Annotated in this window: 17 protein-coding genes; 9 read left to right on the forward strand and 8 right to left on the reverse strand. The window is 43.8% G+C overall.

The window, feature by feature from the left end; translation table 11 throughout:
• Nucleotides 1-120 precede the first annotated feature (120 nt).
• Together IEW74_RS14820 and IEW74_RS14825 are read left to right on the forward strand one after the other, a co-directional pair.
• A complete protein-coding gene (locus IEW74_RS14820) occupies nt 121-681 on the forward strand; it encodes a hypothetical protein (protein WP_188666584.1) in 561 nt (186 codons plus the stop codon).
• Nucleotides 682-796: 115 nt separating this feature from the next.
• Complete coding sequence (locus IEW74_RS14825; protein ID WP_188666585.1) at nt 797-3,127, forward strand: DEAD/DEAH box helicase family protein; 2,331 nt, start codon at nt 797-799, stop codon at nt 3,125-3,127.
• Here the strand turns inward: IEW74_RS14825 and IEW74_RS14830 are convergent.
• Both IEW74_RS14830 and IEW74_RS14835 read right to left on the reverse strand, forming a co-directional pair.
• A complete protein-coding gene (locus IEW74_RS14830; RefSeq protein ID WP_188666587.1) occupies nt 3,124-3,408 on the reverse strand; it encodes a type II toxin-antitoxin system RelE/ParE family toxin in 285 nt (94 codons plus the stop codon). The genes IEW74_RS14825 and IEW74_RS14830 overlap by 4 nt on opposite strands.
• Nucleotides 3,408-3,674, reverse strand: a complete 267-nt coding sequence (locus tag IEW74_RS14835; RefSeq protein ID WP_188666589.1) for a CopG family ribbon-helix-helix protein — start codon at nt 3,672-3,674, stop codon at nt 3,408-3,410. Before IEW74_RS14835 ends, IEW74_RS14830 begins: the two co-directional genes overlap by 1 nt.
• A gap of 117 nt (nt 3,675-3,791) precedes the next feature.
• Between IEW74_RS14835 and IEW74_RS14840 the strand changes: the two genes are divergently transcribed.
• The 4 genes from IEW74_RS14840 (at nt 3,792) to IEW74_RS14855 (ending at nt 5,858) form a co-directional block, all read left to right on the forward strand.
• Nucleotides 3,792-4,274: a hypothetical protein gene (locus IEW74_RS14840; RefSeq protein ID WP_188666591.1), complete on the forward strand. Its 483-nt coding sequence runs from the start codon at nt 3,792-3,794 to the stop codon at nt 4,272-4,274.
• Nucleotides 4,267-4,659 carry a hypothetical protein gene (locus tag IEW74_RS14845; RefSeq protein ID WP_188666593.1) on the forward strand — a complete coding sequence of 131 codons (393 nt, stop codon included), beginning with the start codon at nt 4,267-4,269 and terminating at the stop codon, nt 4,657-4,659. Before IEW74_RS14840 ends, IEW74_RS14845 begins: the two co-directional genes overlap by 8 nt.
• Before the next feature lie 226 nt (nt 4,660-4,885).
• Nucleotides 4,886-5,332 carry a hypothetical protein gene (locus IEW74_RS14850; RefSeq protein WP_188666595.1) on the forward strand — a complete coding sequence of 149 codons (447 nt, stop codon included), beginning with the start codon at nt 4,886-4,888 and terminating at the stop codon, nt 5,330-5,332.
• 142 nt (nt 5,333-5,474) lie between these two features.
• Nucleotides 5,475-5,858: a hypothetical protein gene (locus IEW74_RS14855; protein ID WP_188666596.1), complete on the forward strand. Its 384-nt coding sequence runs from the start codon at nt 5,475-5,477 to the stop codon at nt 5,856-5,858.
• Nucleotides 5,859-5,895: 37 nt separating this feature from the next.
• On the opposite strand, the gene IEW74_RS14860 is transcribed toward IEW74_RS14855, so the two are convergent.
• Nucleotides 5,896-6,078, reverse strand: coding sequence for a hypothetical protein (locus tag IEW74_RS14860; RefSeq protein WP_188666597.1), 183 nt, complete (start codon nt 6,076-6,078; stop codon nt 5,896-5,898).
• Between the two features lie 246 nt (nt 6,079-6,324).
• On the opposite strand from IEW74_RS14860, the gene IEW74_RS14865 reads away from it, so the two are divergent.
• From IEW74_RS14865 to IEW74_RS14875, 3 genes are read left to right on the forward strand one after another with little or no spacing between them, the layout of a single operon-like run.
• Nucleotides 6,325-7,410, forward strand: coding sequence for a helix-turn-helix domain-containing protein (locus IEW74_RS14865; RefSeq protein ID WP_188666598.1), 1,086 nt, complete (start codon nt 6,325-6,327; stop codon nt 7,408-7,410).
• Entirely contained in the window at nt 7,388-7,894 is a 507-nt protein-coding gene (locus tag IEW74_RS14870; protein ID WP_188666599.1) for a PIN domain-containing protein, read from the forward strand. The genes IEW74_RS14865 and IEW74_RS14870 overlap by 23 nt, the downstream gene beginning before the upstream one ends.
• Nucleotides 7,895-7,913: 19 nt before the next feature.
• Complete coding sequence (locus IEW74_RS14875; RefSeq protein ID WP_188666601.1) at nt 7,914-8,918, forward strand: hypothetical protein; 1,005 nt, start codon at nt 7,914-7,916, stop codon at nt 8,916-8,918.
• On the opposite strand, the gene IEW74_RS14880 is transcribed toward IEW74_RS14875, so the two are convergent.
• Genes IEW74_RS14880 through IEW74_RS14900 form a run of 5 tightly spaced genes read right to left on the reverse strand, consistent with a single transcriptional unit; the run spans nt 8,895 to nt 18,613 of the window.
• On the reverse strand, nt 8,895-12,125 hold the full coding sequence (locus IEW74_RS14880) for a DEAD/DEAH box helicase family protein (RefSeq protein ID WP_188666602.1): 3,231 nt from the start codon (nt 12,123-12,125) through the stop codon (nt 8,895-8,897). The two genes, IEW74_RS14875 and IEW74_RS14880, sit on opposite strands and share 24 nt — an antisense overlap.
• Nucleotides 12,125-13,651 carry an ATP-dependent nuclease gene (locus IEW74_RS14885; RefSeq protein WP_188666605.1) on the reverse strand — a complete coding sequence of 509 codons (1,527 nt, stop codon included), beginning with the start codon at nt 13,649-13,651 and terminating at the stop codon, nt 12,125-12,127. The genes IEW74_RS14880 and IEW74_RS14885 overlap by 1 nt, the downstream gene beginning before the upstream one ends.
• Nucleotides 13,648-14,670: a protein NO VEIN domain-containing protein gene (locus IEW74_RS14890; RefSeq protein WP_188666606.1), complete on the reverse strand. Its 1,023-nt coding sequence runs from the start codon at nt 14,668-14,670 to the stop codon at nt 13,648-13,650. Before IEW74_RS14890 ends, IEW74_RS14885 begins: the two co-directional genes overlap by 4 nt.
• The gene (locus IEW74_RS14895) at nt 14,667-15,236 is read right to left on the reverse strand and encodes a hypothetical protein (RefSeq protein WP_188666609.1); all 570 of its coding nucleotides are present in this window, start codon (nt 15,234-15,236) and stop codon (nt 14,667-14,669) included. Before IEW74_RS14895 ends, IEW74_RS14890 begins: the two co-directional genes overlap by 4 nt.
• Complete coding sequence (locus IEW74_RS14900; RefSeq protein WP_188666611.1) at nt 15,236-18,613, reverse strand: site-specific DNA-methyltransferase; 3,378 nt, start codon at nt 18,611-18,613, stop codon at nt 15,236-15,238. Before IEW74_RS14900 ends, IEW74_RS14895 begins: the two co-directional genes overlap by 1 nt.
• Nucleotides 18,614-18,622: the final 9 nt, after the last annotated feature.

Consider the following 18,622-nt stretch of genomic DNA (forward strand, 5'->3'; position numbering starts at 1 on the left):
TATAGTTAAGTCATTGGTTTTACTTGAATAATAAAATTGGCACTATTCGGTTTCAGGCTTAAATTCATAGTCATAAACGCCCTCGATGGGAGGGTCGTAGAGTATGAGGATTAATGGGTTATGAGTGAGTTTTCCAAAAAACAAAAACCTGAATATACAATCGATCAAGTCGATAAAGATTTATCTCACACAGTTGAAAGTGCATCCACAAGATCAGTGATTTACAAAGCACCAAATGGTTCAATAAAACCTTTTATTAGTAAAGGTGAAGATGAGGTTGCCTTATGGGTCAAGCGTTTTCGACCATTTCTGGACGCGACCATAAATGCAGCGGAAAACCACGGTGTTCAAAGTGGTGAATTCAAAATTGTTCGGGTTCGCGATAACCAAAAGAACAAAAGTTTTGCGCTTATTCCCCCTCATAAAATCAATATCCTGATGGATGGGGAGTTCATGTACGGCTTGGAAGCTGGTTACTATTTAATCGCAGAAACGCTGATCAAATATTACGAAAATAAGCTTTCCGTATTTTCAAAGACTTTCAGATCGCATGAAAAGGCAGAAAAAGTATTTTTGGATTTCAAATCCGCTGTTAGCACCAACGCCATGAGCTATCCGAATTTATACATGATGTTCTGCCAAGACTTGGTGCTTTTAGAATCCCCTTATGCCGCTGAATAAATAACCATCGGAAAGCCCTATTCAGAAGTAGCTATCTGAATTAACACGGTTTGTTTCTCCTCACCGCAGGGCTTTCCAATACTGTTTTCGAGGAGATCATATTGAGGAGAAAATAATGAATAACAATACTCCAATGGACGCTCCAACAGGAGCGTTTCAATACGACTATTCCAATATCACCATCAAACTGGTCGATGCACTGGCCGGGGCTGGCAAAACCTACAATGCGTGTAAATGGGCATTGGAACGAGCATGTGCAGGTCAAAAAGTGATGATCGTCCAACCTTCCATCAAATTGCTGCAACAGACCGAAGCCGATTTGAAACCCATGATCAAAGCTTCTGGACAACATATTCTGTTACGTCGGTTTGATACGGATGCGCTTGAAGGGCAATCCGTCACCAAATCGGTGATGGCATTCTTGAAAGATTATCCGCAAGGGCGATCTGTCATAGCTATGATGACCCATCAAGCGTTTGACCTTCTACCATACTTTCACCGCGCTCAAGATTGGACAGTCATTTATGATGAGTTGCCCGTGGTTGATATGGACCTGACTATGCGGGTTCCGCGATCTAATGGGATGTTTATGGGATATGTACAGCCAGTGGATCAAAGTGGCGATTATTACAAACTGATTGCACGTGAAAACAATGGGCTTCGGAAATTCACCAGAGGTGATGACGATGTGTACCAGCCATTGCAAAGCTTTGCCCATAAGATGTTGGATGAGCATTGGAACGTGTATGCGATAAAATCCAATTATCATGATGTCGTTTTCGGTAATGACCTTGAAAAGAAAACAAGACTAAGTTTGTTTGCCCTTCTCAAGCCTACAAAGTTCAAGGATTTCCGTGAGACTGTGATTATGGGCGCATGCGCGATGGAAAGCGTTATGTACCGTCTATGGTCTTCGTGGGGCGTTCGCTTTGAAGAGCATTCTGAAATCATGGCGGGACTTCAATATCACCAGCATAACAACGGAAGTCGTTTGAAGGTCCATTATTTCAGTGATGAGGCTTGGTCGAAGAACCTGCGGGATAAAACAATGGAAGATAGCGACACCACCGTTATGGATGGGATGCTCTCAGAATTGACGGCGCGTCTGAAAGAAGACGATTTTCTGTGGGTGGCGAACAATGATGTTGAAGATAATGTCTTTGCCGATTGTGAAGGAGCGACCCGACTATCCAATATCTCCCACGGGTTAAACTCTTATCAGCATATCGATCATGTCGCCTTTTTATCGGCGTTGAACCGTACTCCCGCCCATTTCAAGTTTTTACAAGCACAAGGGATCAATGCAGGGGAGCTTCGTGATGCACTGGTTCATCAAACAACATATCAATCGGTCATGCGTTGTTCGTTACGCAATCCGAATGCCAACAAGCCCGTCCATGTTTATGTGACAGATATGATGACGGCTGAATGGTTGGCGAATATCTTCCCCGGTAGCTCTGTTAGCTGCTTTGCCCCAGAAGGGTTCGCCTTTCCTGAACTAAAACAGCGTGGCCGCCCCGCCCAACATGAAAATGCCGCCGAACGCCAAAAAGCATATCGCCAACGACTTAAAATGGAGCAAATCGCGTTGAAAAACGTGAATGCTCAATTGACGGTGCTGACGGACCTTTATGATACGAAGGGTGAAACCTTTGACGTTTCTGCGGTAGATGACTTCATCAATCAACTTCATGAAGCGTGGCAGATAACCTACGCCAAGAAGCAGGATAACCATCTGGTGTCATCAGCGGTGTTTAATCCAGCCCTTTCTGAAAAGACGGACCGTGGACTAAAGAATGTTGAATATACGTGGGGCATCTGGCTGGACAATGACGATCCAAACGGTGTGACGTGGCAAGACTTCAAGAATGTGTTTGCGCACTTGAAAATGGTCGGTTGTAATTCCCACTCTGGTCATGGTCGTTATCGAGTGTTCTTACCAACAACCACAGCCATGACTGCCGAGGTTCACCAGATCGTCGTTGATCACATCTTCCAGACATTGGCCGCTCATGGATATGGGCATCACGGGTTTGACCTTTCGAAACGCCATGCGGCATCGCTTTTCTACCTCCCGTGTCAGGCAAAAGACGGTGATAGTTTCTTTGACATTTGTGAGGGCGACCTATTGGACCCGATTGCGGTTTTGAACGTGATGGAGTTTCCTGATGTGCCCGTACAGAAACCATCAATCGGGAAGTCGGTTTCTGATCAATCCATCCAAACTTCTATAGACCATTATCGTAATGTTCAGGCTGGAAGTGGGCAGCGCAACAAGGCATTCTTTGATCTTGGATATATTCTTTTGAGGAAAGGTTGTGATCTTGTCACAATTGAGGAGGCTTTAGAAACAGCTGATTATGATGACAGTCGTCGTGCGAAGGGGCAAATCGCCAGCGTGATCAAAAGTCTCGAAAGTGGTCGTTATGGGGACGTTTGGGGTTAATTCCGAATTTCTTTTGAATGCCACACACGGATGATGACAATATCGCTATCAGTTTTCATGTATCGAAGAACATAATGGCTGGCTCCAAAGGGGAGGAAAAGTTCGCGCCTCCCCGTGTCATCATCCACCGGGCGACCTATGTCACCGAATTCGTTTAATTGCGATGCGCAATCGGCAATAGTTCTAACAGCACGTTCTGCGGCAGTTGGGTTTAAGGGCAGGAGAAAGTCAAACAGGCGTTGCACATCCTGTTGCGCTTCCGATAGCCAGACGATTGACATTATTTTTGCGCGGCTTGAGCTTGTGTAACCAGCCCATCAAAGAAAGTGGTCATCTCTTCGTTGGTGACGCACACACCAGTTTCTTGGAAACGCTGCCAACGATCCATATCTTCCAGTTTTTCACGCTCGAAGATTTCTTCGCGTTCCAGATACTCGGCAATGGCTTTTTTCATCATCCAGTGAGTTGAACGATCTTTATGTTCGCCAAGCTTTTGCAGACGCTCTCGAGTTTCGTCTTCTAACTTGATACCGACCGTGGTGCTCATTCTGCAAAATTCCATAAGTTGCAATAATAGCAACCATATCAAAATCTACCTTGTGTGTCATCTGAAACTACACATCCACGTCCGCATAAATAGGTGTATCTAAAGAGGAGATACATCATGCGTATAAACGAATTTGACTATCAAATAGAAGAACCAAAGGGCTTGAAATCCATAGATGTCTGGGCCGGACAACAAACCAAAATATATACCTTGTTTCTTCGTGTCATGGGTGTGTTGGATAACTTAACATACCAGCCAGAAATGCCCGAAATATGGATTGGAAATTATTTGATTAATGAAACTGGCAGCCAGATCACGGTTGAGAAATCCGCCGAAAAAGATGGTTACGCGGTGAAGTTTTCTTGCTTCGGCCTGTACCCAATGGTGATTGAGCCACCTCACGATTTTGAAACGGTGGAAAGGAACAGTCGAGCTTTATCTCCCGAGTTGGTTACAGAACGTGACCGCCACAAAATCCCGGGTGCTCATATTTTTGTTGGCAGTTGTAACGTCGTTGATTTCGACAATCGCTGTTCCATGACATTGATCCGCAGTGCTGAAAAACGAGAAATTGATGGAGGCGACAATGCGAATGTATGAGTTCCTCCCCGAAGTCGCCTCAACTTTCATTTATTCCATTGAGTTTATGGAAGTCCCGGTGGATTTAAAGGACATTGATGATAAAGAGTGGCCCGTGGCAAAAATCAACGGTTCTGATTGCGTGACCATTTCCAAACGGATTGATCATAAAAAACCGCACGGGTTTACTGTCCGCGTCGCAACATTTGGTAATGACATCTCTGAAATTCAGACCCACGTTCGCGCATCTGAGGTTCGTTGGGGAAATCAGTATTTTGATGGCTGGCGATGTAATCCAACGCTTGTGTCGGATGTCATGGAAGTCAAACGGATGGACCCGCATGGTACAGAGGTTGTTTATCACGATCTTCGCAGGATGATCGAAGAGCTGGTGGAGCGGATGTAATTTGAATAATTTCTTGATGTTTGCATATAGGCCACACCTATCTTGGCCGACTTTGAAACAATTTTGAGACACAGAATAGCCTGCGTATAGTTTTTCTGGCTTTTTTTACGCAACTTACTGGTAAGATTATAGAATACAGTCATCCCTATACGCTCTTGCGCTTGGCACAGTTCATTTAAACCGCCATGCTTACGTTGTTTTCCACTTCATGTAACAGGAGATCAACATGAAAATTGAAGCATATGCATATGGACGTGTTTCTGTTTATACCGGGGCACTTTTGGCAGAAGTTGTTGTTTCTCAACAATATCGTACGGACCTCACCGCAGAAGAAATCTGCGATGCTATTTATGAGCAAGTATCATCTGGTGATGGAAATATCACCGAATTGGCATCTAAGTTGATTTATGCCACAGGTGAGCGTTATCTCAGTATTTCGCCGAATGGATATGGACACCAAAAAGGTAAAATTACGGAAAATCGTTATTGGTGTTTACATAAACATGATCTGACATCTGTGCTGTATGATGACCTGATGGAAGAAGGCATCACATACAAGGGGTATGAAGCCTTGGATATTGCTAAAGAACAAAGAAATGGCAATCTACTCCACCTCCCACACCCTGATGAAGTCGGGGCAATTATTGATTTGGATGCGATTAGCGCAGCTTAACTCGACATTCAAGTCCGTCCCGACACTGGGATTTTTCAGCATTCTATAAATGCTGTTCCAATATAGCACTTTCAAAAATCAGTTCCTGAATCAGGCAGGTTGCCACCTGTCAACGCTACTCCTTTGCCAAATGGAGGCTTGTATGAAACGCAAATATATTATTCTCGACGGTCTTAGAATGACCCAACAACGACTTCAAACAATCAAAACAGCCTATTTCAAACTGAAAGACATTAAAGAAACGGCAGATCACTACAAAGGTACATATTTCTGGAAACCCCCTTCGTCTTCTGGAATTCGCAGGCATATGGAAAGAAAAAATCACTTTGATGAATGCGTCGAATTGGCTTTTCTGAATTTGAAGATAAACTTTCATTTAAGCCTGAGTGTGTCATGCAAGCATGTGTACAAAACGCAACAGATCACACTGAATGGGGAGCGTAAAACCCTGCAAATCGTTAATCGGTTAATCGAAGAGCTGGAAGATGTTCTTATTGAGCGGAATATAATCAAAGAGGCTGCATAAAAATGCCCCCACCACATTCATGGCAGGGGCATTCGGGTTATTTCCCTTTTGGCTTTTCGCGACGAACACCTTTAAATTTGGTGCCATCAGCCTTTCCATCCATGATTTGTCCCGTGCTTTTGTCACGTTTAAACCAAGTCCCATTGGGGTGTTGGAATTGAGAGCGACCCTTCACCGCACCATTGCGGTGGCCGTCGCCAGAGGGAGGATTAGTAGCCATTGCGTAAACTCCATATACTACTAAATGAAGTTTGGACTTTTCACGACGCAGGTTTACCGTTAGTAATAACAGTCTATACAAAACGCATCGCCAGTCGCCCCAAACATTCAAGCGACTGTCGGACGGTTCGGCGGTAAGGGTTGCAGCCCTTGCCGCCTTTTGTTTGTCAGCCTAAAGACTTGACGGAATCCGTCCTTAGGTTTACATTTACAGTAAATTTATTGATTTGTAAACCGGAGATGATAGATGTTTGGGGAGAGACTTAAGATAGCTCGTAAAAAAGCGGGTATATCTTTACGTGCCCTTTCAGACGATCTGGGGGGTATCGTTTCCGCACAAGCCATTGGCAAGTACGAGCGCGGCGAAATGATGCCAAACTCAACTGTACTGATTGCACTATGTTCAGCATTAAAAGTGAGTTTAAGCTACATGGCGGCACCAACTGGTGCGCGATTGGGTAATGTTGATTTTCGTAAGCATTCCGGCACTCGCGCCCAAGAACGCGCCGAAGTGGAAGCATCTGTCTTGGAACATGTCGAGAAATATCTTCTGATCGAAGAAATTCTCGAAATGGATAGTGCTGCGTGGCATCAGCCATTTGATCGCCGAGAACTGACTTCCATTGAAGAAGGTGAAGAAATTGCCCGTGAAGTCCGCGCTAAATGGAATTTAGGTATCGACCCCATCCCAAATCTGACCGAGCTTTTGGAAGAAAAAGGCGTGAAGGTCATGATGCTGGATTTGCCAGATCGTGTTTCCGGTTTGACTTGCGAAGTCATGCGAGAAGGTAAAACCGCTGTCCCTGTGATTGTCGTTAATGCAAACCATTCACTGGAACGTCGTCGCATTACTCTGGCGCACGAGCTTGGACATAGATTGTTCACTGCCGATTCAAAAATCGAAGAAAAAGCCGCTACTCGGTTTGCCAGTGCCTTCTTGATGCCATCGGAGCATTTGACTGCGGAAACTGGAAAACATCGCCGTGCTATTGGTGTGGAAGAAATTTACACCCTGAAACGCATCTACCGTGTCAGTGCTGCGGCATTGATTGTCAGATTGCGTGACCTTGAGGTTATTTCTAATGAACGTATGACTCGCACCTTCCAAACTGTTGGGCGGTCTTGGCGGCGTGTAGAACCACGCCCCTTTGAGGAAGGTTCGCAACAAGGTTGCTTCGAAAAACCCAAACGCTTTCCGCGACTGGTGTACCGGGGGCTGGCAGAAGACCTGATCTCCATCTCAAAAGCGGCCGAGCTTCTTAATGAACCAGTCAAACTGGTTGAGCAAGCAATGACTGAGGGGTTGCCGGATGGTGCAAATCGTTGTGAGTGATAGCTCCGTCCTAATGGATTTGGCTCGAACGGGCTTAATCGAATACACGGGCGGACTCCCTTTCGATTTTATCATCCCAAACACAATGTTTGCCGAAGAATTGCTGGATTTAGGCGAATACAGCCGAGATCAGTTGCTAAAGATGGGTTTTGCGTTATCTGAACTAAGTGGCAATGGCTTTAGGATTGCACAAAGTCACATGTCAGAACACAAGAAACTAAGCATTCAAGATTGTTTTGCCCTTGCTTTAGCGCAGGAAAAAGACGCTATCTTGATGACCGGGGATGGCTTACTTCGCAAGGTATCTCAGAAAAACGGTGTTGAAACCCACGGGGTTCTTTGGTTCTCAGATTTGATTGAGAAACACCAACTCGTCGCCAATGAATTCTTGCGTGACTGCCTTCTGACCTTGCAGCAGCACCCGGCCACACGGTTGCCAAAAAAAGAATTACAGGACAGGATTGATCGCTTGGGGGTAGAATAAATTAGGTGACCACACGCAAATGGTAGATTTTGAAGTCCCCGATTTTTTTGATCCTGCAAATGCGACGAACGTGAACTTCTCTCCGTCTCTGCCGACAATTTTTCAATATGCTAATGAACATTTGAAAACAAACGACATTCAACAATCTTATGCTGACAAAAGCAGAATTGAATTGTTGCTTATTGATTGCCAGAAAGACTTATGCTTCTCGCCGTATTTTGATTCACCTGAACAGCCGCGAGGTGATAACGCTGTCCGTATTGCAAAGTTTATTTACAAAAATCTGCCCTGCATTTCTTACATCACCTCATTGATGCGGAGTCATTTTCCTTATCAAATTTTCTCCCCGTTATGGTGGGTCAACGCGAATGGTGAACACGTTGGAGATATGACGACTATTTCTTCTGCTGACCTACGATCTGGCAAATATCGCCCGGCACCCGAAGTTTCTCAATTTGCCAGTGGACGGTATAGTTGGGCATCTCGTCAGGTCGAACACTATATCACTTCCCTTGAAGGGAAAGGCTATCAACTTTGTGTAAAACCTTTCCATTGCCTGATGGGAAGTGACGGATGGAATATGGTGGGGATCATCCAAGAAGCCTTTTGGTTCCATTGCGTCACGAGAAGTACCCAACCTAATCTACAAATATATGAGAACAACCCGTGGATAGAGTGTCATTCAGCATTCGGGTCAGACTGCTTAACACGATGGGATGGCAAAGGTTGTCTTGACCAAAAAGATACCGCCCTCATGCTTAGACTTTTGCAGAACGATTGCCTGTTCATTGCTGGATACTCAGCTTTTCACCCGATAACAGCAACAATTGACGATCTGTTGCGTCAAATCATGATTACAGACCCAGCACTGGCAAAAAAGGTCTATCTCCTGACCGATTGCATGGTACCCGTGGCGACATCTGACACCAATATTCAAGAAGTATATGAGCGATATTCAGATGCAGGGATTAACCTTGTCAGCTCTACCGAAACCATCAATTTAAATGAGTACCGCTTTAAATAATTTATCAATGTAGGTGTCTTTATCTTCATTTTGGAAAAGTACATGCCTTTCAGCAAAATCATCGGATGTGGCAAGTTCAGGCTTCCACCAACGCACATTTGCGAGAGGCGTATTCGACACTATGAAAGAGTTCATCGTCACCTTGTTCGACAATTTGGACCCTGCTGTCCGCATCTTGGTTTCAATGTCCTTAACCGTTTCATAAAATCGCAGTTTGGGATCATCAATACCTTCACAGTGCATAATCCCTTTGGGGTCAACGAATACTATGTGCTGAATATCGGCTTCAATAATCCACAAAATAAAATCAGGATAGAAGTTGCCAGCCTCAAAAAAGCCAATTCCGCGTCCTTTTGACTGATTTCGTAAAAGATAAATTTCTCTGTGGTCTAACAATGGCGGCTTATTTCGGTAAAACTCGCGCAAATCCATAACAAAATCCCGCTCACCTTCATTTAGATGCACTGGTGAAATTTTGAAAAGGTCTGCATCAACACCCTTCTTCAAGTGGAGAAGGGGGGAATAAAGGTGTTGGTCGAAGACGAATGCTTCCCCTTTACCACCAATATTAAAATCAACCAATGTGCCATCAGCTATATGCTGTTGTAATTCTTCAATTCGTTGAATAATGAGTTTTTCAGATTGATCAACTAAGACTTTATATTCAGCAAAAAAGTTGGGGTCGGCGGGATCGAGTTCCTTATATTCCCGAAATGGAGCTTCAAAAGACTCCTTCTGGAATTTGTAAAAACGATCACAGAACTTCTTTAAAAGAGAAATTGCTATTTCTTCCCATTCTGATACACGACTAAAATCACCAACAGATAAACGTTCTTCCGGGATATAAAGCGTATACCAGTGGGGGTCACGCAAAAGCGCAAGAACGGCGTCTTTGCTCATATTGAAGTTATGCCAGTTCCGCTCCGCTTTCAGGCGTTGTATTTCAAAATAGATATTTTCAATATCCATGAAAGCAATATGGCGTTCCCGAAGCTTATCTTCGTGAGGCAAGGTATCAAAACTTGTTTGTTTCACACCACGGCTTGCCATTGATTTGACACGGGGGTACCAATCAAGCGTGACTCGGCGTTTCGGCAAAAATTCAGATGGCGGTAATGCCAGTGTGGTTTTTGCCTGTTTTTTGAAGTTGATTCCTTCGGGTACACTCACGGTGATCAAAGAAGTTTTAGGCAATTTGAACCGTATTGGGAGATTAAATTCAATTCGATCTTCTGGTTTCTTAATACCTTCACCTTCGAGAAATTCATTAAAACGGGCCATATAATCGGATTTCACACCGAAAACATTTAATGTTTCCAATATTGGTAGTTCATCGTCTTTCGGAACCCATGAAAACTCCCCATCTTTGGCAGACCAATGAATTGCTTTGCTTCGTTTAAGTGAATTTTCAAAGCCGCGTAAGCGAACTCCTCGTCCGAACAATTGTATAATCTCAGAACCTTCTTTTTGACCAACAAACATTAGCCCCATCGTAGCGACACGGAAACTGTTCCAACCTTCTGTAAAGCGTTTTGACCCTATTAAAAGATTGAGCTTCGAATTCTTCTCGTTGATCCCTTTGAAAAGCGAGTGACTGAACTCAATTTCCTTTCCATCCAGATTATTTTCTTGGCAAAGGTCAAAAAGTTTCTTGGCATCACCAACATTGATTACGCCGAAATGATCATCACTGTCGCCAACCCTCAAAGCCAATTCGCCATCACCGCCTTTAAGATAATCAATATGCAGCACCCCACCTGTATAGGAATTGAACAGACGAGACATAATGTCGTTATAAAGTGTTGCTACGTTATCCTTAGATTGAAGCAGGTATTGAAACGCTTCTGCAAAAATGTCTGTATTCTTTTCATTTAACAGCCCCGTATCACCAGAGAGCAGCTTTTCAATATTGGCGAGTGTTCGCGCCTTGTTTGAAATAAACGTCGAAAGAAAGAGTAGAATATCCACCACGTCTGACACGTCGCGTTTATTTTCTTTTCGGATGGCAGTAACTTTACTGCCAACGAATACCCACAAAGGACGGTCTATATCGAAAGCTTTGTATGCTGCTTCTCGTTCATCATAAAGTCGCAGTTGTTGATAGAAAGACAATAAACATGCTGATAGATACAAATGGCGATTTTCTTCATCGGCTTTAGTATCATCACGCCCTTCGATGTTGAGAATATTGTAATCTTTACCAAAACCATCAGCATGAAAATAACGGTAAGAATAATCAAATAGTATACATTTAGCATATTCGTCAGCCAGTCCCGTATTACCACTGACAGCCTGACCTAACGTAGCCGAATATTCAAATGTGAATCCATCTTCTGCAAGGCGACGGCGCATTTCGAACCAGACATCGCCTTTCGCTCCCCGGTGACCTTCATCAATGAGAACGAGGTTGTTGGTTTCGAACTCTTCAACCGAAACTGTTTTCTTGCCACTTTCTTCACGCAGTTTATTCATATCAATCACATCAATCTCTTGTGACGACAATAAACCTGATCCAGAGTTATTTTTATTAAACGGAACGGCCCGCATACCCGATTTTCGGAATTCCTCCAAATGCTGATGTGTCAACCCTTCGTTTGGCGTGAGCACGACAATACGATTCAGCTCATGTAGCTTTTTGTGCTTTTTCAAATAGTGCTGGAACTGTAAGACGTTGATATGCATCAAAAGTGTCTTACCGCTCCCCGTGGCATTCCAGAAAGCAAGTTTTCGTAAACTGTCTTCGGTAAATAATGAAAGTCGGTCAGATTTCTTATTTTCACCCCATTCAAGGAGAACTTGGTTGAATTGGTTTACCAGACGGTTGAGATCATCCAACAACCCTTCTCGGTTGCTGAAAAATTGATCCAGAAAAATCTCCGCAAACAGTAGTGACATATACTGGAAGTATTTCCACTCGATTTTTGGTGTGCGCTTTCTATTGATGTAATCTGTATGACGCGCAATGTTTGCATCAAACTCCAAAAGCATTTCTGGCGTTAGGAAACTATCAGCCTTCAATAACCCGACAAGCTCGTCATGATAGGCATAGCGCCCATCTTCTTTACGTCTTTCCAACGTTTCATCAGTAAGACGATTTTTGGCAACTTGACGAAAGAGATCACCCTCCAAATCAGTGGCATCAACACCAAACTGGCTCAAGATATAGCGGTTTAAAATGAGCTTATGAGGAAATGGAACGACGGGCATTATACTGCTTCTCTTAATTGAAGGTTCAATTGTTGTGCTATTTCAGTCAATCTTTGACGTAAAGAAAGGGTGTAAAATCCCCATATAGCAGATGCCGAAGCGGCTTGAACTAAGTATTGCTCAACCCCTTCAAGACTAAGTCCAAAATGTTGGGCAATATTCCAAATGACTGACTTATCTGGGTCACTAAAAACATTACCATCAGCAAAATCAATATACTGTTGGACAAATCCAAAACCAGCACCATTAGTCAAAGCATCTCTTGTTGCATGTAACAAAATTGCTTCTGGTCGGCACAAGCCAAATCCATACATTGCATTAATTACGGGCGCGTCAAACTGCTTTATTAAACCAAGAGTGCTGTCCCATAAAGCTTGCATATGACTGCCAGTGCCGTTTACTGAATTACGGATATGGCTACTTTTTAGTTCATCTGTTTCAAATTTATCGCCATCCAGTAGCACAATTGATGTGTCAATGCGGTGACCTTCAAGAGCAAGAGAACCTGCTACAGTGAATGCATTTTGTGCGGCACCATAGGTATTGAACTTAATATTTTGGTTTATACCAAGCTCTTGTGCGACTTGCTTGGCAATTTTCTGCGCCAAGGTATCTTCTGTCCAGAGATTGATCCGCCGAAGGTGCTGTTCATCTTCGGTAATTTGATAGAGCGACGAAGGAGAGAAGCCCTCTAAGCAAAAAGATTGTCCCCCTTGATGCTGTAGTGTTCGGATGGCTAATAAGTCTTGAAATTCAGTAATCTGCGGCCAGTGTGTTGAGAAAATAATTTGTAAGTTTTTGTTCTGTGCAATTTCACACATCTTACCGATCAAGCGTCTAAGTGCCCGATCATGGAGAGAGACTTCAAGCTCCTCAATAATAATTAAGCCATTGTTTGGCGCACGGATGATCGCATCCAAAATTTGAAAAATCTTCTGTTCACCAGCCCCCATGTAGTGGGATAAATAAGACCTCCCATCTGTGCTTGCCATTAAAAAACGTCCAACAGCTCCCCAGTTTTTTTCACCTATTACAATATCAGTGTAACGGCGATTTAGTACGTAGCTGGCATCATCTAAAAGCTGCTGCTTTTTATTTGGGCTTAGATCATATGGTCTTTCTGTAAAGGAAAAACGCGCAGTAACCGTTTCTCGCTCAACATGGGGTGCGCATTCGAGAATACCAATAAATCGATTATAGCGTTCTTTTCTGTTCTTTCTCAGAGGTATCCACTTAGAGTCTTTTTTGTATTTATTGGTCAGGCCATCCGCGAAATGAACCGTAAGGGCAGAGCCTTCCCATAAATTCCCAGTGTGTGGAATAAAGAAATCAGTCCACCACCTTCCCACATATCCTTGCTGAGTATACTGATCTGGTTTGTATAGGCACGCAAGGGCGTGAAGCACGGTTGACTTGCCAGCACCGTTTTCTCCCATCAAAGCGACAACGCCGCTTTCAGGAAGGTTGATTTCCACATTTTGTAATCTTTTGAGATTAGCGATTTCCAGTTTTATGACTGCCGTCATTTCCGCCCCCGTTTAGCTGTGAATTTTACGGCGACACGTTCCTCCGGGTCTAACTTCAACCCGTTTATATTATCAAACCAACCCTTGCGCTTTTTATCATAGCGGAATTCATGTAATTTCATGCCCGGGCGACTGACGCTGGTGACAATGCAAATTACATATTCCCCCTGATTGAATTGGCTTTTTTGATGCTCTGTGATGGCATCATATTCGTTAAATGTGAAATCAGCCGTTACGGTATCAATTCCATGTCCTTTTACTTCAATGCAAAGGATTTCCTGACCATCTTGAGAGATCGCCTGTAAATCATACCCAACATTTCGATCTTCAAATGACTCAACGGTGTAATGGCGTTTCTCAAATTCATCGGTAACGAGCTTGATCGCGCCTTCTTCGACTTCTTTTTTCCGCTCCTGATTAATGACAGGCTTTTTCCGTTTCTTACTGACTGATACTCCTGTTTTTCCTTGAGCCAGTTTCCACAACTTCCGCTCCATCTTTGAGAACTTTTTCTTTTCGGAAATATAGAAAGGTCTGGCCTGTTTCCATGTATCCCCAAGTCCTTTCAACAGTTCTTTGTCACGAAGCTCTGTTTCCAAGAAAAACACGTCACCTGCGTTTGCACTAACGCGATACCAAGCGTCACCTTTAAAGGGACGATTAATTTCATCTGGGCAGTATTGCTCGTCTCGATAAACCCTTGCGTTTCTGTACCAACCGACCACAACCATACCGCCTGATGGGTGTTTCGCTGTCCAGATAACGGTTACGCCGTCCACATATTGGTGACCTTTGTCATCTTGGTCTACCTCACCAAGACGTTCTATATGAATGCTATCCCCTTTGCTGATACGAGCAAATCCATAGTGGCAGCCATCATTTTCCACTTGAAAATTAAAGGCTTCGTGCGGGTCTGAGCCATCAAACAAATGTTCAAATGTCGGTTTATCGATATTTTCAAAACCTTTGTAGTCTTCCATCCATTGCAGGCGGAAGAGCACCATCTTTTGACTGCTCATAACATCCATCCGAAAAATGCCGCCTTAACAGGCAATAACTGTAATGCCCAGTATCCCAAGCCTAACGGGATAACGCTTTCTAATAAAAAATATCGGATGCGCCAGACAGTTAGTAACCATCTTGTTGAGGTTTCTTCATAAGTGCGCCCAAAGGTATGACCGAAATATTGGAGATGGGCCGTTGCAGCTTCTACGAAAAAATGAGCCAGCAAATAGGCGACTAAAAATGTTAATCCAGTATCAATGGCAACAGGGGTCAGTCCCTCAATTTTTAGACCTAAAAAGGCTGTGCTGGGACTACTTGCTGCCGTGATTTTGAGGTCAAATGATTTGTAAAAAACAGCGACACCAGCAACAATTAATAAGTTGCGGCGAATGCGGTCAGCACGATCTGAAAAGGATGGTGGAGGAGCAATCAATTCATCCATTTCTTTTCGTATTCGATGCTTACGATGAACTTCAATTTCTGTTTTTAAGGCAATTAAAGTTTCAACAAAGTGCTGTTTAAATGGTTTGTCCTCATCAGTGGGATTTTGCCATTTCTCAACCTTCTTCCAATCCGACATCATACATCCTCCACATCGAACATGAGGGTGTGGAAGGTTTCTTCGGTTAGGCGGACTTTCCATGTTTCGTCGGCGCGACGCAGGTTTTCGAGGTTATTGTCGCCATTGACGAAGATGAGGTCGAATTCCATGTCATGGGTGTTGTATTGCTGCTTCTGGAACCATTCATCCAGAGCGTCATTGTCACACTCGTTTGTGTTGCGCCAGATAATCAGGGTGTTATCGCCATCTGGCATGGTGCCCGTGACTTCATAGATGCCTTTGGAACGACGCATGGTCTTCACGCGCAAGCCCAGCAGGTAGTTGAAGGTCTCAAGCATATCAACACGCACATTGCGGGTCTCATCATCGCGTGTGACCTTCATGGTCACGTTGAACGGGTCTACAAAGCGATCCAGATCAAGCAAGGAACCCCGACTTTCCACATCCAGCATATAATGCAGCATGTAATCTTCACGGAAACCCGCATGCTGTTGAAGGAGTGCATTCTGTTGCTCTGTACGAGACAGGTTCAGGTTATTGGTTGCGTCTTCATAAGACTCAAGGCGGATGTATTTGGAGAAAATAGAGTTTCCATCTGAACGGTCTGCTTGACCATCCTTCCAATTAGACGAATAGGTGACTTTCTTGACACGCGGCATGACAATTTCGTCAAAATAAGTGCCTACTTCAACTAAACAAAAATTCCGACTGCTATTGTCTCGTTTGTTAGCATCTACAACAGCCTGATAGGTGGTACCAGAACCCGCAAAAAAATCCATTACGGTATGGTTTGACCAAGTTGTATGCTCGACGAGTCTTTGGATGAGAGTTGTTGGTTTAGGGTTGGAGAATGCCCGATTTTTTCCGAATAAATGGTAAAGCTGTTTTTCCCCATCCGTGAAATCGGTTACTACAGATTTCCCAACATTTGTCTCAACCTCATGCACAAAACGTTTTACTTGAGGGATTTTGTTTTCATCTTCCCCCCATGCAATACGGTGATCAGCAGCAAGATCATCAAAACAATTTGATTGCTTCCCAAAAGGTTGCTTAGGCCAACTCCACCCCCTTTTAGGGGCAGGACAAGGTTGGCCTGTTATTGGATGTGTTGGCTTATAAAACCTAAATTCTGGATTTAAAGGGTCTTTAAAAGCTGCTTTTTGTGAATCTTCCTTCACTTGTGGCATTGAGGGGTTATCTTCACGCCAAACCCATATTTTAGCATCCTGTGCTTTTGCATCTGCATGATCTACTAATACATTATTTCGATTTCTATATTCGGCTCGCCTGTAGTTGTATAGTCCCTTCCAATCCTCAGCATTTAAGTCTTCATCCTCAAGTTCTCCAGCCATAGCCGCTTTAACCTTGGCTTTGTTCTTCTTATATAACTCAGAGATTCTTACTTCCACATCGGCCAATGGCAAATACTGAGGAGTAATTTCCTCAAGAAGTTCCTGCAATTCATCCAAGCCCGGTTTCGGCTCTCGAAATCTACGAAAATCCGTTTTAGCTTCATGCAAGTTTTTAGCAAAGACTTCTACATATTCATGATTAGTTGAATAGGTAGGAGATTGGTTTTTATTTGAGTTTTGAACCCAAATAATTTCTTCAACCTTATTTTCGACACCATAAGTGTTTTCCAAAGCACGTTCTAACTGGGCGCGTTCGTTGGCATCAATACTGGCAAAGAAAACACCTTTTTCACCCAAAAGACCTTTCGATAATTTAAGGCGATCAGAGATCATGGATAACCATGAGGAATGCTGATAAGCGTCCTTATAAAAGAAACCATCCCCTCCGGTGTTATAGGGAGGGTCAATGTAGATACAGTCTACTTTTTCTTGGTAGCTTTCCTGTAACAAATTCAAAGCATGAAAATTATCACCATTCACCAATAGCCCGTTTGTGCTTTCATCCAGATCATCAACCTCCGCCAGCAAACGGTCTTTGAAGTCTTGATTATAAAACGCTGTATCGAGAACCAGTGAAGGGTTGGCTTTGAGGAACTCGATGGTCAACGGATTGCTATAGGCAGGTGTCGTTTCAAATGACATGCTGCCTTGGTCGCTATCTTCGTCAGAAGTCGTCCCGATTTCATCAATGGCGAAGAGTTTTATCCACTCTTCTCGTTGGGCATCGTTGGCGGCAATTTCTGCGTAAAACTTTTCGTCAATCCTGTCCAGCGTGATGAGCCAATTGGTTTCCAGCACGAATTTCTTTTTAAGCCAAAGCTTCTTCTGGAAATCTTCCAGTTGCGCCAAAAATTCAATGACCTTAAGGGCAATCTTTTTCAGGGTAGCTGCCTTGCTCAACATCTGTTGAGAGACCATGATCTGTGCATTTAGTTTATCAGGGTCATTGGGCAGCAGGTCGTCCAGCAGCATAACTTCATTCTGAATGAAAAAATCGAGTTCCCGTTTGAGGAACTTGCCCAAATCTTTATGAATGAAATAATCAAACGAGTTCTTGGCGGTATAATCCGTCAAATGCTTTTCCAGCACCGTGCGGTCTTTATTCTTTTCTGTTGCGGCATTGGCGGAAAGAGCTTCCAACCAGACATCCCAATCTTCAATATCAGCGACCAGCGGTGATCCTTCGGCCAATCCCAAGAGGGCTTCTACGGCCAAGCTATTCAAATCTTTTTGGCTGCGCTTTTTTTCATCTGCCCGATATTCAAAACGAATGATTAATTCACCGTTTTCAACGGCAATCGGGTCTGCACCATGCAGGATGAAACGGCGTTCCTTATCGGCGGCCTCCTTGTTATTGTTTTGCTCGGTGGTGGCAGAAACCAGTTCAAAACGGACACGTTTGCCAATAATCGTACCAGTCGCCCCGGGGACAGCAGGAATAGTCACGGGAACCTTAAAGGCATAGGTTTGGAAATTTTCCGCGCTCTTGATGTAATATTGATCCGCGTTAGCCCAGTGAAGTTTGACCTCTTCCCCCTCGTAAGGAAGGGCATACACACCTTCCTTGTAACGACGAAGCGACATAAAATCGCCATCACTGTAATAACGGGCAAAGAAGGTATAGAGATCGGAATAGACCTGTTCTTCCAGTTTCTCAATATCAACACCATTTTCAAGCTCGGCACGGAGTTCCTGAATACGGGGAACCGCGTTCGGGTCCATGTTCAATGCTTGGGCATTCTTGATGGCACTATCGAGTTCTTCACGCTTGGAAACCATGCTTGCAGGTTGGAACTCAGCAAGAGCTTTTTTAACCGTCGGCAGCAGGTCTTGGTCCAAGAAGGTTTCAACCTCATCACGTTTGGCATTCATAATACGGTATATGCCAAAGTCCAAATCCGCCTGATCCATCTGGAACATTTCACGGAGTTTATCTTTCAGTTGTCGAAGACGAGGTGTCTCTTCCTGCTTGTGCGTCGCCATAGTGTTTTT

This window comes from Terasakiella brassicae, from assembly GCF_014641495.1.
In the GTDB taxonomy this organism is placed as follows: domain Bacteria; phylum Pseudomonadota; class Alphaproteobacteria; order Rhodospirillales; family Terasakiellaceae; genus Terasakiella; species Terasakiella brassicae.

Coding starts and splice junctions, on each gene's coding strand:
- IEW74_RS14820 (WP_188666584.1), top strand. CDS start 121: ATGAGTGAGTTTTCCAAAAAACAAAAACCTGAATATACAATCGATCAA.
- IEW74_RS14825 (WP_188666585.1), top strand. CDS start 797: ATGAATAACAATACTCCAATGGACGCTCCAACAGGAGCGTTTCAATAC.
- IEW74_RS14830 (WP_188666587.1), bottom strand. CDS start 3,408: ATGTCAATCGTCTGGCTATCGGAAGCGCAACAGGATGTGCAACGCCTG.
- IEW74_RS14835 (WP_188666589.1), bottom strand. CDS start 3,674: ATGAGCACCACGGTCGGTATCAAGTTAGAAGACGAAACTCGAGAGCGT.
- IEW74_RS14840 (WP_188666591.1), top strand. CDS start 3,792: ATGCGTATAAACGAATTTGACTATCAAATAGAAGAACCAAAGGGCTTG.
- IEW74_RS14845 (WP_188666593.1), top strand. CDS start 4,267: ATGTATGAGTTCCTCCCCGAAGTCGCCTCAACTTTCATTTATTCCATT.
- IEW74_RS14850 (WP_188666595.1), top strand. CDS start 4,886: ATGAAAATTGAAGCATATGCATATGGACGTGTTTCTGTTTATACCGGG.
- IEW74_RS14855 (WP_188666596.1), top strand. CDS start 5,475: ATGAAACGCAAATATATTATTCTCGACGGTCTTAGAATGACCCAACAA.
- IEW74_RS14860 (WP_188666597.1), bottom strand. CDS start 6,078: ATGGCTACTAATCCTCCCTCTGGCGACGGCCACCGCAATGGTGCGGTG.
- IEW74_RS14865 (WP_188666598.1), top strand. CDS start 6,325: ATGTTTGGGGAGAGACTTAAGATAGCTCGTAAAAAAGCGGGTATATCT.
- IEW74_RS14870 (WP_188666599.1), top strand. CDS start 7,388: ATGGTGCAAATCGTTGTGAGTGATAGCTCCGTCCTAATGGATTTGGCT.
- IEW74_RS14875 (WP_188666601.1), top strand. CDS start 7,914: ATGGTAGATTTTGAAGTCCCCGATTTTTTTGATCCTGCAAATGCGACG.
- IEW74_RS14880 (WP_188666602.1), bottom strand. CDS start 12,125: ATGCCCGTCGTTCCATTTCCTCATAAGCTCATTTTAAACCGCTATATC.
- IEW74_RS14885 (WP_188666605.1), bottom strand. CDS start 13,651: ATGACGGCAGTCATAAAACTGGAAATCGCTAATCTCAAAAGATTACAA.
- IEW74_RS14890 (WP_188666606.1), bottom strand. CDS start 14,670: ATGAGCAGTCAAAAGATGGTGCTCTTCCGCCTGCAATGGATGGAAGAC.
- IEW74_RS14895 (WP_188666609.1), bottom strand. CDS start 15,236: ATGTCGGATTGGAAGAAGGTTGAGAAATGGCAAAATCCCACTGATGAG.
- IEW74_RS14900 (WP_188666611.1), bottom strand. CDS start 18,613: ATGGCGACGCACAAGCAGGAAGAGACACCTCGTCTTCGACAACTGAAA.